Source organism: Photorhabdus sp. HUG-39 (assembly GCF_963878365.1).
In the GTDB taxonomy this organism is placed as follows: Bacteria; Pseudomonadota; Gammaproteobacteria; order Enterobacterales; family Enterobacteriaceae; genus Photorhabdus; species Photorhabdus kayaii.
The window spans coordinates 21,735-35,474 of record NZ_CAWNWY010000032.1 but is presented as its reverse complement, the minus strand read 5'-3'; the positions used below and the strand labels follow the sequence as shown (position 1 = coordinate 35,474).

Annotated in this window: 12 protein-coding genes and 7 tRNA genes; 12 read left to right on the top strand and 7 right to left on the bottom strand. The window is 42.2% G+C overall.

What is annotated here, in order from left to right; all coding sequences use genetic code 11:
• Window positions 1-235 precede the first annotated feature (235 nt).
• From ptsH to cysZ, 3 genes are all read right to left on the bottom strand, one after another.
• Complete coding sequence (ptsH, locus tag AAC155_RS18285; protein WP_112895210.1) at window positions 236-493, bottom strand: phosphocarrier protein Hpr; 258 nt, start codon at window positions 491-493, stop codon at window positions 236-238.
• 552 nt (window positions 494-1,045) lie between these two features.
• Complete coding sequence (gene cysK, locus AAC155_RS18280) at window positions 1,046-1,999, bottom strand: cysteine synthase A (protein ID WP_113043647.1); 954 nt, start codon at window positions 1,997-1,999, stop codon at window positions 1,046-1,048.
• Window positions 2,000-2,113: 114 nt separating this feature from the next.
• On the bottom strand, window positions 2,114-2,884 hold the full coding sequence (gene cysZ / locus AAC155_RS18275; RefSeq protein WP_113043646.1) for a sulfate transporter CysZ: 771 nt from the start codon (window positions 2,882-2,884) through the stop codon (window positions 2,114-2,116).
• A gap of 220 nt (window positions 2,885-3,104) precedes the next feature.
• Between cysZ and zipA the strand changes: the two genes are divergently transcribed.
• The 4 genes from zipA to AAC155_RS18255 all read left to right on the top strand — a co-directional run bounded on the left by zipA (window position 3,105) and on the right by AAC155_RS18255 (window position 7,814).
• Entirely contained in the window at window positions 3,105-4,016 is a 912-nt protein-coding gene (gene zipA, locus AAC155_RS18270; protein ID WP_113043645.1) for a cell division protein ZipA, read from the top strand.
• 61 nt (window positions 4,017-4,077) lie between these two features.
• Window positions 4,078-6,096 (top strand): NAD-dependent DNA ligase LigA, encoded by a 2,019-nt coding sequence (gene ligA, locus AAC155_RS18265; RefSeq protein WP_113043644.1) that lies wholly within the window; start codon window positions 4,078-4,080, stop codon window positions 6,094-6,096.
• Between the two features lie 234 nt (window positions 6,097-6,330).
• Window positions 6,331-7,515: a NupC/NupG family nucleoside CNT transporter gene (locus tag AAC155_RS18260; RefSeq protein WP_113043643.1), complete on the top strand. Its 1,185-nt coding sequence runs from the start codon at window positions 6,331-6,333 to the stop codon at window positions 7,513-7,515.
• 83 nt (window positions 7,516-7,598) lie between these two features.
• Entirely contained in the window at window positions 7,599-7,814 is a 216-nt protein-coding gene (locus tag AAC155_RS18255) for a DUF3820 family protein (RefSeq protein WP_113043667.1), read from the top strand.
• Between the two features lie 95 nt (window positions 7,815-7,909).
• On the opposite strand, the gene AAC155_RS18250 is transcribed toward AAC155_RS18255, so the two are convergent.
• The 3 genes from AAC155_RS18250 to gltX form a co-directional block, all read right to left on the bottom strand.
• A tRNA-Ala gene (locus AAC155_RS18250) sits at window positions 7,910-7,985 on the bottom strand.
• 56 nt (window positions 7,986-8,041) lie between these two features.
• Window positions 8,042-8,117: transfer RNA gene (locus tag AAC155_RS18245), tRNA-Ala, on the bottom strand.
• 187 nt (window positions 8,118-8,304) lie between these two features.
• The gene (gene gltX / locus AAC155_RS18240; RefSeq protein WP_113043642.1) at window positions 8,305-9,723 is read right to left on the bottom strand and encodes a glutamate--tRNA ligase; all 1,419 of its coding nucleotides are present in this window, start codon (window positions 9,721-9,723) and stop codon (window positions 8,305-8,307) included.
• A 270-nt stretch (window positions 9,724-9,993) separates the two neighbouring features.
• Between gltX and AAC155_RS18235 the strand changes: the two genes are divergently transcribed.
• From AAC155_RS18235 to AAC155_RS18215, 5 genes are all read left to right on the top strand, one after another.
• Window positions 9,994-10,069 (top strand) — tRNA-Val (locus AAC155_RS18235).
• Between the two features lie 30 nt (window positions 10,070-10,099).
• A tRNA-Val gene (locus AAC155_RS18230) sits at window positions 10,100-10,175 on the top strand.
• Window positions 10,176-10,220: 45 nt separating this feature from the next.
• Window positions 10,221-10,296 (top strand) — tRNA-Val (locus AAC155_RS18225).
• A gap of 43 nt (window positions 10,297-10,339) precedes the next feature.
• Window positions 10,340-10,415, top strand: a tRNA-Lys gene (locus AAC155_RS18220).
• A gap of 35 nt (window positions 10,416-10,450) precedes the next feature.
• Window positions 10,451-10,526: transfer RNA gene (locus AAC155_RS18215), tRNA-Lys, on the top strand.
• Between the two features lie 74 nt (window positions 10,527-10,600).
• Here the strand turns inward: AAC155_RS18215 and nadS are convergent.
• On the bottom strand, window positions 10,601-10,885 hold the full coding sequence (gene nadS, locus AAC155_RS18210) for a NadS family protein (RefSeq protein ID WP_113043641.1): 285 nt from the start codon (window positions 10,883-10,885) through the stop codon (window positions 10,601-10,603).
• Between the two features lie 396 nt (window positions 10,886-11,281).
• On the opposite strand from nadS, the gene AAC155_RS18205 reads away from it, so the two are divergent.
• The 3 genes from AAC155_RS18205 (at window position 11,282) to seqA (ending at window position 13,727) form a co-directional block, all read left to right on the top strand.
• Window positions 11,282-11,635, top strand: a complete 354-nt coding sequence (locus AAC155_RS18205; RefSeq protein ID WP_113043639.1) for a hypothetical protein — start codon at window positions 11,282-11,284, stop codon at window positions 11,633-11,635.
• Window positions 11,636-11,770: 135 nt separating this feature from the next.
• Complete coding sequence (glk, locus tag AAC155_RS18200; protein ID WP_113043638.1) at window positions 11,771-12,736, top strand: glucokinase; 966 nt, start codon at window positions 11,771-11,773, stop codon at window positions 12,734-12,736.
• Between the two features lie 466 nt (window positions 12,737-13,202).
• Window positions 13,203-13,727 carry a replication initiation negative regulator SeqA gene (seqA, locus tag AAC155_RS18195; RefSeq protein WP_113043637.1) on the top strand — a complete coding sequence of 175 codons (525 nt, stop codon included), beginning with the start codon at window positions 13,203-13,205 and terminating at the stop codon, window positions 13,725-13,727.
• Window positions 13,728-13,740: the final 13 nt, after the last annotated feature.

Below are 13,740 nucleotides of genomic sequence, written 5' to 3'. Positions count from 1 at the left end.
TTAAACTGATATCCCCAGATAAAAGTTTATCCGGGGATGAGGAACGGCTAAGTGAATACCTGTTTATACCCGTTATCTTTCAAGTTGCCTCTTTGTTGGTTGCACTCGCTCACCCCGGTCACATAGTTTCCTATGCTCCCGGGGATTCACTCCCTGGCCGTCGCGATGCATCTTGAAATCCATAGGGTATATTCACAATCTCTGAATCTTGACTGGCTTTACGGTTAATGGAAAGTTATTCCAGTTCTGCCATTAATTTAACCAGATGCTCGATTGCTTTTTGCTCATCTTCACCTTCAGCAGAAATGGTCACTACAGTGCCTTGAGTGAGTCCCAAAGTTTGTAGCTTAAATAGGCTTTTGGCACTGGCAGTTTTACCACTGGAAGTCAGAGTAATGTCGGAGGAGAAACTTTTGGCTTCTTTAACAAACTGTGCAGCGGGACGGGTGTGTAGGCCATTTGGCGCAGTAATAGTGACTTCTTGCTGGAACATAACGTTTCCTCAATAACTTAGATTTTTGCTATGTAAGTTAAGAATTTGTAATGGACAAATTTTAACTTGAGTGTTTATTCACTGCCTATCCCATTTAAGACGATTTTATTTACCTAAAGAGCGAACTGAGTCATGTTCTGGCAAAAGCGATAAATAGCTCTTGAACGCTCTTTAGTACGACCCGTAAGTTCCGAGTCATGTGTGCTGTCTGTATTCACTTTTACTGGTAAGAATGAACAGCACTAACGACGTCTACTGAGATAGACTCTCAGGTTGATAATGTAATAAAAATTTTTATTCATTATCAGAAAAATTGTTCTTTCCGATGCTTCTGATTGATAGTTTGAAGTAAAGATAGATCACGGAACTACTTAACTGAAACTACTACTTCTACTAATTAATTTCGAGCATCGAAATAATTATTATTGGTTAAATACTAGACCCATTGTAAGAAATCATCTGGCAAAGTGTAAAAATTTGATCTACCACACAGAAAAAGCACCATTTAGGTGCTTTTTTATCAATAAATCTAAGTAACTTACTTAAAAACTTTTATTCATCAGACAAGTCAGCAAACAGTACACTGCTTAGATAACGTTCGCCTGATGAAGCCAGAATGACGACGATATTTTTGTCTTTATATTCTGGTTCCTGAGAAAGTTTCACTGCTGCTGCAACGGCGGCACCAGAGGAGATACCGACCAAAATGCCCTCTTTCACCATGATTTCACGCGCGGTTTTGATAGCTTCCTCACCGCTGATTTTGAAAACGCGATCAACCAGTGTCAAATCAAGGTTATCTGGAATGAAACCTGCACCAATACCTTGAATCTTATGGGGACCCGGTTTCACTTCTTCACCGGCCAGAGTCTGGCTGATGACGGGTGATTCTTCAGGCTCTACGGCAACCGCGGTGATATTTTTACCTTTGGTGTTTTTCAGGTAACGGGTGACACCTGTTAATGTACCGCCAGTCCCTACACCGGTAACAAATACATCCACTTCACCGTCTGTGTCTTCCCAGATTTCCGGGCCTGTGGTTTTTTCATGGATTTCCGGGTTTGCCGGATTGCTGAACTGTTGCAGGATAATATAACGATCGGGATCGCTAGCTTTAATTTCATTGGCTTTCTCAATGGCACCTTTCATGCCTTTAGCGCCTTCCGTCAGTACCAGTTGTGCTCCCAATGCTTTCAATAGCTTGCGGCGCTCAATACTCATGGTTTCTGGCATAGTCAGCGTTAATTTGTAGCCCCGAGCGGCGGCAACATAAGCAAGGGCTATCCCGGTATTACCGCTGGTAGGTTCTACCAACTCTTTCCCGGGTTGTAGGATACCGTGTTTTTCAGCATCCCAAATCATGTTGGAACCAATGCGACATTTTACACTAAAACTTGGGTTACGGGATTCTACTTTTGCCAGAATACGCCCATTGCCAAAGTGTTTTAGGCGAATTAACGGGGTACGACCAATAGTCAAAGAATTATCTTCGTAAATTTTATTCATACTCGTCTTTCAACTCCCTTTAGTGATATCCGATCAACAATACGCCAACAACCGGTTAATGGAAATATAACTTAAATATATTTTTATTGTCTAAAAGGATACCTTAAATGAATATCACGGCATAATACCAGGAGCGTGTTGATCTCGATAGCGATCGACCCACATTGCCGTCGCTGCGCATACAGCAATAGGCATAATGACCAAATTGACAATGGGTATCATGGTTAAAATATTCACTGTTGCGCCAAATTGCAGATTAATTATTTTGTTTTGGCGAAGGGCACTACGCATTGTTGGAAAACTGACTTTATGGTTATCAAAGGGGTAATCACAATACTGAATCGATAACATCCATGCACTGAAAATAAACCAGAGCACAGGTGCGGCAGTCTGGCCGATGACAGGAATAAAATAGAGTATCAATAAGACCAGAGCGCGTGGAATATAGTAGCGCAGCTTGACTAATTCCCGTTTCAGGATACGTGGAACATCTTTGAAGAGTGCGATAACGCCGGTATCCGGCGCGGGGGTTCCTGTTAAATCCGCTTCCAATTTCTCTGCCAGCAGACCATTGAATGGTGCTGCGATAAAATTCGCTATTGTGCTAAAGAAGTAAGTAAAAATCAGCAAAACAGAGATCACGGCCAGCGGCCATAAAATATAACTGAGCCATTGCATCCAATCTGGTACTTTGCTCACTATCCAAGGGAGCCAATTCTCCAGTTTTTGGTAGAGCCACCAAAATGAACCACCGAGAAACAAAACATTTGCCAACAAAGGCAATAAGACAAATCTTTTAATGCCTGGGCGAGTCATTAATTTGCAACCTTGCACCAAATACTGAAAGCCGCTCAAATTTTTTGGCGATTTTGTCAAATTCAGCATACTTCCTATTCTCTCCTGTGTGATTGAAACGCTATCATATAGGCAGGATTTTCGACTGACTAGTATTGTTCTGTATAAAAAAAATGCAAAAGAGGCTTATTAGGCATTTTTCTGATAAGAAAAGTGTGTATAAGCTTGCACTTGTGTTATTTGACAAATACAGTTAATACAGAAAATATTCCGCCGTGGTGGCATACTTAATTAAACAACAGAGATAGCAATGATGCAGGATTTGCGTCTGATATTAATCATTGTTGGTGCGATAGCAATAATAGCTTTGCTGTTACATGGGTTGTGGACCAGCCGTAAAGAGCGTTCTTCGCTTTTTCGTAATCGCCCAGTTAAACGTCATAAACATGATCGTCAGAATAGTTTCGTCGATGACAGTGATGATGAAGCGTTCGACAATCAGCAAAAGCCTTATGCCCATAAGCAGGTGAAATCTCATCAGGAGTATAACGCTGAGTCAGCTATCAAACGCCGTCAGCAAAAGTTGACTGAAATTGATGCTGCAACGCCTGAAGAAAGCGATGATCCATTGCTGGCGGGCCGTCAGCCTGAAACGACAGCGAGAAAAGCCGTCTTAGAAGAGCAGGAGCCCCAACTTGGTCTGTTTGAATTTGAAGGGCAGAATGAGTCTGAAAGAAACGGATCTGTGATTGAAGGAAAATCTCAGGAAGCGGCTGGCGAAAAAGAAGCTCAGACTAAAGTGAAAGAAATTGTTTTGGTTCTTCACGTAGCAGCACACCACGGTCAGGAATTGAATGGTGAATCCTTGCTGCAAAGTATTCTACAATCTGGCTTCCAGTTTGGGGAAATGCAGATTTTTCATCGTCACGTGAACCCATCAGGTAGTGGCCCGGTCCTGTTTAGTCTGGCAAATATGGTGAAACCGGGTTCATTTAATCCTGAAACAATGGTTGATTTTACGACTCCAGGGGTTTCCATGTTTATGGTGGTCCCTTCTTACGGAGAATCTAGTCAGAATTTTAAACTGATGTTGCAGGCGGCCCAGCGTATTGCTTCTGATGTTGGGGGTGTGGTGCTTGATGATGAGCGAAAAATGCTGACACCGCAAAAAATCGAATTGTATAAGGCACGTATTCGCAGCACACTTGGTGTTCAGGTATAATCAATTTATCGAATGTTCAAGCCTCCGCCAGTCGGGGGCTTTTTATCGCTGGTTATAAATCATGAAATCAACTGCTCAACAAATAGAAAAGCTCAGAACAACCCTGCGTCATCATGAATATCTGTATCACGTCATGGATGCACCAGAGATCCCTGATGCAGAATATGATCGGTTAATGCAGGAATTGAAGGATCTTGAAGAACAATGCCCTGAGTTGATTACATCGGATTCACCAACGCAGCGGATTGGCGCTGCTCCTCTGACGGCTTTTGAACAAGTCCGCCATGAAATTCCTATGTTGTCACTAGATAACGTATTTGATGAAGAGAGTTATCTGGCGTTTGATAAGCGGGTGCGTGACCGCCTGAAAGAGACCCAGGATTTAGTTGTGTGCTGTGAGCTGAAACTGGATGGCTTGGCGGTTAGCCTGTTGTATGAAAATGGTGAATTGGTACGGGCTGCAACTCGTGGTGATGGTACAACAGGGGAAAATATTACATCAAATATACGGACTATCGGCGCAATTCCACTGCGTCTATTCGGCGAAAATATTCCAGCTCGTATTGAAATTCGCGGTGAAGTTTTCATGCCGCAAAAAGGGTTTGAGAAACTGAATGAGGAAGCACGCCGCACGGGTGCAAAAGTATTTGCTAATCCACGTAATGCGGCGGCGGGCTCTCTACGTCAGCTCGATCCTCGTATTACGGCTAAACGCCCATTGGCTTTCTTCTGTTATGGTGTTGGTATATTGGAGGGGGGCGAGTTACCAACCAGTCACTACGAGCGATTGATACAGTTTAAGAAATGGGGATTGCCGGTCAGCGATAAAGTTAAAGTTTGTACCGATAGTCAACAGGTTATTGATTTTTATCATAATATTGTAAACCAGCGTTCCGCATTGGGGTTTGATATCGATGGTGTTGTTGTCAAAGTCAATTCGCTGGAATTGCAGGAAACATTAGGCTTTGTTGCTCGTGCGCCCCGTTGGGCTACGGCATTCAAATTTCCTGCACAGGAGCAAATGACGATTGTTCGTGATGTTGAGTTTCAGGTTGGTCGTACTGGCGCAATCACACCGGTAGCACGTCTGGAGCCAGTGCAGGTCTCTGGTGTAATTGTCAGTAATGCAACATTGCACAATGCGGATGAGATTGAACGTTTAGGTTTGCGGATTGGCGATACGGTTATTATCCGCCGTGCTGGTGATGTGATTCCACAAGTTGTCGGTATTTTGGAAGAGAGAAGGCCACAGGACAGTAATGACGTTGTTTTCCCTGAACATTGCCCGGTATGTGGGGCAGATATTGAAAGGATTGAAGGGGAAGCTGTCGCGCGTTGTACGGGGGGATTGGTATGTGGTGCTCAGCGAAAAGAATCGCTTAGGCATTTTGTTTCCCGTCGGGCGATGGATGTTGACGGCATGGGCGAAAAGATTATCGATCAGCTAGTGGATAAAGAGTATGTCAAAACCCCAGCAGATCTTTTCAGGCTGACGGCGGGCAAGTTGACTGGGCTTGATCGCATGGGGCCGAAATCTGCCCAGAATGTAGTAGATGCGTTAGAAAAAGCCAAAAAAACCACCTTTGCCCGTTTCCTTTATGCATTGGGTATCCGTGAAGTTGGGGAAGCGACCGCTGCTAATTTGGCTGCTCACTTTGGCGAACTGGATAACTTACGTTCCGCTGATGAGGAAGCATTGAAAGAGGTTCAGGATGTTGGCGAAGTGGTGGCGAAACATGTTGTTAACTTTTTCATTGAACCTCATAACCAAACAGTTATTGACGATCTGATTGATAATATCGGTATCAACTGGGAACCGGTCGTCGTAACGAAAGCTGAGAAGATTGATAGTCCATTTTCGGGTAAAACAGTTGTACTGACAGGTTCATTGCATCAGCTATCTAGGGATGAAGCCAAAGCTAAACTTGTTGCACTTGGGGCAAAGGTGACGGGCAGCGTTTCTAAGAAAACAGATTTGGTGATTGCGGGTGAAGCCGCCGGTTCAAAATTAGCTAAAGCTAATGAGTTAAATATTCCGGTTATTGATGAAGAAGAAATGATCCGTTTGTTGGGTGAATAACTTTTTGTTTACATACTGATTATTGAGAGCTTTTCTCAATAATCAGTTATGTGCGATAAGGTTTCTTTAAAGCTTATGTTATACGATTCAGCTAAAAATGTGATCAGATACATTAAGTAAAGGTTTACAGTAAGAATTATTTCAGTCTAATGTGATATCTATCCTTATTTGATCGCCTTTTATTACATAGAATGCGTTGATAAAAACTCGCTTTCTGTCGTGTTTGGAGTTGATATGTCTCAGATCCTGCATTTCTTTTTAGCTTTGATTGTCATTGGCGGCCTTGCTATTTTGGCGAGTAGTGACCGTAAAAGTATTCGCCCTCGCTATGTTATTCAATTGCTTGTTATTGAACTTATCTTGGCTTGGTTTTTCCTGAATTCTGGTATTGGTCAAGAATTTGTCATGGGATTTGCTGGTTTGTTTGAGCATTTATTGAAATATGCGGGTGAAGGGACTGAATTCATTTTTGGCGGCATGATGGATGCAAAACTGGCATTCTTCTTTCTGAATGTATTGTGCCCGATTATCTTTATTTCTGCGCTGATTGGTATTTTGCAGCATATCAAACTATTGCCAATCATCATCCGTGTTATTGGTACTCTGCTGTCTAAAGTCAACGGTATGGGTAAACTGGAATCATTTAACGCAGTGAGTTCTCTGATACTTGGGCAGTCTGAAAACTTTATTGCTTATAAAGACGTACTGGGAAAAATGTCAGAGCGCCGTATGTACACGATGGCGGCGACTGCAATGTCAACGGTTTCTATGTCAATCGTTGGTGCTTACATGACAATTTTAGCGCCTAAATATGTTGTAGCAGCATTGGTGCTTAATATGTTCAGTACCTTTATCATCCTATCATTGATTAATCCGTATGCTGTTGACAGTGAAGAAGATATTCAGATGAGCAATCTTCACGAAGGCCAAAGTTTTTTCGAAATGCTAGGTGAATATATTTTGGCGGGTTTCAAGGTGGCGCTCATTGTTGCTGCTATGTTGATTGGTTTCATTGCCCTGATTGCGGCTGTTAATGCGTTGTTCAGCATGGTGTTTGAGAAGAGCTTCCAGGAAATGCTCGGTTATGTGTTTTATCCATTTGCTTGGGTGATTGGGATTCCTACAGATGAAGCATTGAAGGTTGGTAGCGTCATGGCAACCAAATTAGTTGCTAACGAATTTGTAGCAATGCACAGCTTACAATCAATTGCGACAGAACTTTCTCCTCGTTCACAGGGTATTTTGTCGGTATTCTTGGTTTCTTTTGCTAACTTCTCGTCCATTGGGATTGTGGCAGGTGCGATTAAAGGCTTGAATGAGAAACAGGGTAATGTCGTTTCCCGCTTTGGTTTGAAACTACTGTTTGGTTCAACGCTTGTCAGTTTCTTGTCTGCGGCTATTGCAGGTTTGGTACTGTAAAAGATAACGTTTTATCATGGAATGTTGCATCATGGATGATGCCATTTCCTTTTCACCTATTTCTCCTTATAGACGTGCAAATTATGGAAAAAGAGAACCTGATAGAAATTGCTAATACTGTAATGCCGTTCGGTAAATACAAAGGGCGTATGCTCATTGATTTACCGGAAGAGTATTTATTGTGGTTCGCTCGTAAGGGTGAATTTCCACAAGGTAAATTGGGTGCGCTGATGGAGATGACTTTAGCAATAAAACTAGAGGGACTAGATTCGTTGGTGAAGCCATTGAAAAAAGGCTAGCTAAGGTTGGCGTTTGTTTTTTAATCGATGATGGTGGTTAGATAGGGTAATAACCAAAAGGCCCTGAAGGCATAGCTTTCAGGGCCTGATAATTTTGGTGGAGCTAAGCGGGATCGAACCGCTGACCTCTTGCATGCCATGCAAGCGCTCTCCCAGCTGAGCTATAGCCCCACGAGTGTGGTATTTCCTAATTTAGTACCAAATACCTTATTTCAATATAAAGGATTTGGTGGAGCTAAGCGGGATCGAACCGCTGACCTCTTGCATGCCATGCAAGCGCTCTCCCAGCTGAGCTATAGCCCCAATCAAAATTATGGAACGGGGCGCATAATATGAAACCCTGCAAATACTGTCAACGGCTAACTTATCATTCTCACAACAAGCGTTGAAAAAGCCATCAATTTTATAATCAATTAGCAAAATAGAGACTGAGCAATGGGTTGAAATAAAAAGGCATCACATGTGATAAGTGATGCCTTGGGTGCATTAATTAGGATTGAGTTTCACGTTGAGCAATGAATTCCAGCGCTTGATTGATACGGGAGAGAGTACGGGTTTGCCCGATAGCGTGAATAGTGACATCCACACCTGGGGATTGACCTGCACCGGTAGCTGCAACACGCAATGGCATACCGACTTTACCCATACCGACTTCTAGCTCATCAGCGGTGGATTGAATGGCATGATGCACATTTTCTGGTGTCCAATCAGTAATTGAAGCCAGCTTTGCATGGACAACTTCAAGAGGCTGACGGGCAACTGGGCGCAAATGTTTCTTCGCCGCATCGGCATCAAATTCAGCAAAATCTTCATAAAAGTAGCGGCAGGATTCCGCCATCTCTTTTAGAGTTTTACAACGTTCGCCCAGTAATTTAATTAGATCAACCAACTGTGGACCATGACGGGTATCAATACCTTGTTGCTCAATATGCCATGCTAGATGAACGGCAACTTTCTCTGGCGGCAGGGTATTAATATAGTGATGGTTCAACCATTGCAATTTTTCGGTATTGAATGCACTGGCGGATTTATTGATGGCATCCAGGCTGAACAGCTCAGTCATTTCTTCAATGCTGAAAATTTCTTGATCGCCGTGCGACCAACCCAAACGAACCAGATAATTCAGCAGTGCATCTGGCAGGTAGCCATCATCACGGTATTGCATAACGCTCACTGCACCGTGACGTTTGGATAATTTTTTACCGTCATCACCTAGAATCATCGAAACGTGTGCATATTCTGGCACGGGAGCGCCTAGTGCTTTCAGGATATTGATTTGGCGAGGTGTATTATTGATATGGTCTTCACCGCGGATGACATGGGTGATCTCCATATCCCAGTCATCTATAACAACACAGAAATTATACGTTGGTGAGCCATCGGTACGACGGATAATCAGATCATCAAGTTCCTGATTACTGAACTCGATGGGGCCTCGGATACGATCATTAAAAACAACAGAACCTTCCTGTGGATTGCGGAAACGGACGACATGGGGTTGATCTGGGTTATGTTGACACAGATTGTCACGGCAACGGCCGTCATAACGCGGTTTCTCGCCATTTGCCATTTGAGTTTCCCGCAATTCTTCCAGACGCACTTTAGAACAATAGCAGCGATAGGCACTCCCTTGTTCTAGCATTTGATCAATTGCCTGATGATAACGATCAAAACGTTTCGTCTGATAATAAGGGCCTTCATCCCAATTCAGATTTAACCAGTTCATACCGTCCATAATGGCATTGATAGCTTCCTGAGTTGAGCGTTCAAGGTCAGTATCTTCGATACGCAATACAAATTCGCCTTTGTTATGGCGGCTATACAGCCAGGAATAAAGTGCGGTACGAGCACCACCAACATGGAGATAGCCAGTTGGGCTTGGTGCGAAACGGGTTTTAATTTTACTCATCGGGGATTGCCTTAATTACGTTTCACTTTTCAATGAACGTTATTGGTGATTTAAAGTAATAAAAGTGGGGGTCATTTTATCACTGCACCTTAATTCCTCAATGCTGTTAACGGGAAGTTATTGAGGAAAGTCAGTGTATTTGTCTAAACTGCACCCTATAGTGACGATAATTATCTCACCCTTGTTTAATTTTGAGACGAACGATATTTTTCTCTAGAAAAAGCGTTGACTCACTCTGAACTATCCCTATAATGCGACTCCATCACGACGGGGCGATTAGCTCAGTTGGTAGAGCATCTCCCTTACAAGGAGGGGGTCATCAGTTCGAATCTGGTATCGCCCACCATCTCGTTGTGATAAGAATGATTTTATGATTGGGCGATTAGCTCAGTTGGTAGAGCATCTCCCTTACAAGGAGGGGGTCATCAGTTCGAATCTGGTATCGCCCACCAATCATAGATTCAGTGGTATAGAAGCAGTAATAGTCATCATGAAGTGGGCGATTAGCTCAGTTGGTAGAGCATCTCCCTTACAAGGAGGGGGTCATCAGTTCGAATCTGGTATCGCCCACCACTTCATTAAGATTGTTTCAGGCGGTATCACATATCTTTGGTGCGGGTCGTTAGCTCAGTCGGTAGAGCAGTTGACTTTTAATCAATTGGTCGCAGGTTCGAATCCTGCACGACCCACCACTCCAAAAGATATTCAGAGTAGTTCTCCTATAGATGGGTCGTTAGCTCAGTCGGTAGAGCAGTTGACTTTTAATCAATTGGTCGCAGGTTCGAATCCTGCACGACCCACCATCTTAAAGCTTCATTCAAAACCAATTTCCCTAGAGTAAGTCGTCAGCTCAGTCGGTAGAGTAGTTGGCTTTTAATCAATGGGTCGCCAGAGCCTTATAGAAATTAGGGTTTTCTTGGATGATAGCTAACACTTTTGCCGCTAGTCCTGTCGGATTTCGACGCTTCTGCTCCCAGCTTTTAATTGTATCAAGGCTGGTGCTTAAAGCCTCCGCTATCTCTGCCTGTGAAATGTTAAGTTGAGCACGGATAGCTTTAACGTCGGCAACTTCATATCGGGTCACACGCGCTGCGGCTTTATTACCTTGTTTAATTTCAACTGCTTCTTCTAGGGATGCTTTCAATTCGTCAAAAAAATTCATGTTACACCTCATCTTTTAGTAATTTTATTACCACGGCTAGATTTTCGTGTACTGTATTTGTGCTGTGAAATTGCAGAATAGTATCAATATTCTTAGCATGAGCTTCATCATTATATGTATATACAAATTTCACGCTAAAATAATATATCTTATCTATTAGTGATACAAAGTCCATTGCTATTTTGTGAGTCATTTTGAGTTGCTTAGATCTGTCTGGCGGAGTATTTTGTATATACAGATTAACCATGAGTTAAAAACTCCGAAGCACATGAAGCTCTTGATATCATCAAACATCAAATTGAAATTAGCAGGCAAAAACCGCCTGTTAAAGACAGCTTATACACCTAATGAAGATGAATTGAGAATTTACCGAAAATACGGTTTGGGAACAGAGAAATGAGCAAACAAACTGATAAGCGAGCAAATAACCTGATAGCTTCCACTGATGAAGCATGGGAGAACGGTGAGCTTGGTTGTAGTGAAGCTCACGTTAAAGTATCTGATGATGTAACAGAAGATCTGATTAACGAAGCGCTGGAGTTACAGCCCATTTCAATCAGATTAAATCGGTCTCTGATTGAAGACTTGAAAATGATAGCAGACCTTAATGGCCTAGGTTATCAGCCATTAATCAGGCAAGTTTTAAATCGTTTTGCCAATAGTGAGAAAAAACGGGTACTCGCCGAAGCTCACAGCAAGGCAATGAAAAGTGAAAAAAGAAAATCCAATAAACGTCATAAAGCTGCTTAACCATATAGTCTTAGCTGCATAGTATATAAATGTAAAAAACCAACTGGTGAGGTTGGTTAAACGATCTATACCAATAATGCCAGATAGGATAAGCTTCACCTAATTGTTGTACTAGCTGATTATTAGGATATAAAAATGAATCTCTACGGACTTGTTGCTGATATTGGCGGCACTAATGCCAGATTAGCACTTTGCAATTTGGAAAATGGGGCTATTGAGTGGATCGAAACGTATAGTGCAAAACAACACACCGGATTAGAATCTATTATCAGTCACTATTTGGCTGCGCAAAAAACAGTGGTGACTTATGCATGTATTGCTATTGCTTGCCCGATAAATGGTGATTGGGTAGAAATGACCAATCACCAATGGGCATTTTCTATTCGTGAGCTGAAACAGACACTTGGGCTAGAAAAATTAGATGTGATTAATGACTTCACGGCTGTATCTATGGCGATTCCAATGTTAACAGAAGAATACAAGGTTCAATTAGGAGGAGGAGAAGCGGTTAAAGACAAACCGATAGCGGTTTACGGTGCGGGGACTGGCCTTGGTGTAGCTCATTTGATCAAAGCAGGCAAGCAATGGGTCAGTTTACCTGGTGAAGGTGGTCATGTAGATTTTGCCGCGAATAGTGAAGAACAAGATGCAATATTGGCTGTTTTACGTCGTAAACTTGGACATGTTTCGGTAGAAAGAATCTTGTCCGGTAGTGGGTTGGTAAACCTTTATCAGGCCATTGCCATTTTGGATCATCGTCAGCCGGAAGATTTAGAACCAGAAACCGTGACGCAACGGGCATTGGATGAAAGTTGCCAATATTGCCATCGTGCTCTGACACTATTTTGTGAAATTATGGGACGATTTGGCGGCAATTTAGCGTTAAATATGGGGACTTTTGGTGGTGTGTATATCGCTGGCGGTATAGTGCCGCGGTTTCTTGATTTCTTTAAGCAATCGAACTTTCTTCAGGGATTTGAAGATAAAGGGCGCTTTAAACCGTTAGTACAGCAGATTCCTGTTTATTTGATTACTCATCCACAACCAGGATTATTAGGTTCAGGTACCTATTTACGGCAACAACTTTCACTTATTGATTAAATTATAAGGCAGATATATACCCTATGGATTTCAAGATGCATCGCGACGGCAAGGGAGTGAATCCCCGGGAGCATAGGTAACTATGTGACCGGGGTGAGCGAGTGCAGACAACAAAGAGGCAACTTGAAGGATAACGGGTATATACATCTTGACATTAATGATTGTATATATCTGACTGGAATTTTTTAAAATATCGCCATTGAAAATTTATATTAATATTGAAAGCTATGAAAATCTATTTCATTTTTAAGTGCTAATTGTGGGAAGTATTTAACATGACAATGAGATTTATATTCACAATATTTATGTAACTGATTGATTTATTTTAGATGAAAAGCGGATATTTTATTATGCTGTTTTTCATGTTTAAATACTTTTAACTTATTGAAATTTTAATTGTTTTGTTTTCTCTTTTTATACTTTATAATCTGTCAAAATTTTTTATTTAGAACAGTACTGGATAGAAATGAAAACGATAGAAGTTGATGAAGACCTTTACCGCTATATTGCCAGCCACACACAACATATTGGTGAAAGTGCATCTGATATTTTACGGCGAATGTTGAAATTTAACGCCGAGCAGCCAGTACAAAATGTGCAGCCTATCAGTGCTGTGGAGAAAGCGCCAGTCGCCCGCCAGCGTGATTCTGTCCGTGTGATACGCGAATTATTACTTTCAGATGACTATTCTGACAAGAAAAAATCTGTTGAGCGTTTTATGTTGATCCTGTCTACATTATACAGCTTGAACAGTGAAAGTTTTTCCCAGACGACTGATGCCATGCACGGTCGTACCCGTGTTTATTTTGCCGGTGATGTACAGACATTGCTCGCCAGTGGCAAACAAACCAAACCTCGTCACATTCCGGGCACGCCTTTTTGGGTCATTACTAACACTAACACTGACCGTAAGCGTAGTATGGTTGAGCAAATTATGCAGGATATGAAATTCTCAGCCAATTTTATCGACAAGGTGTGTGGCACAATTTAACTGATTGAGGCTG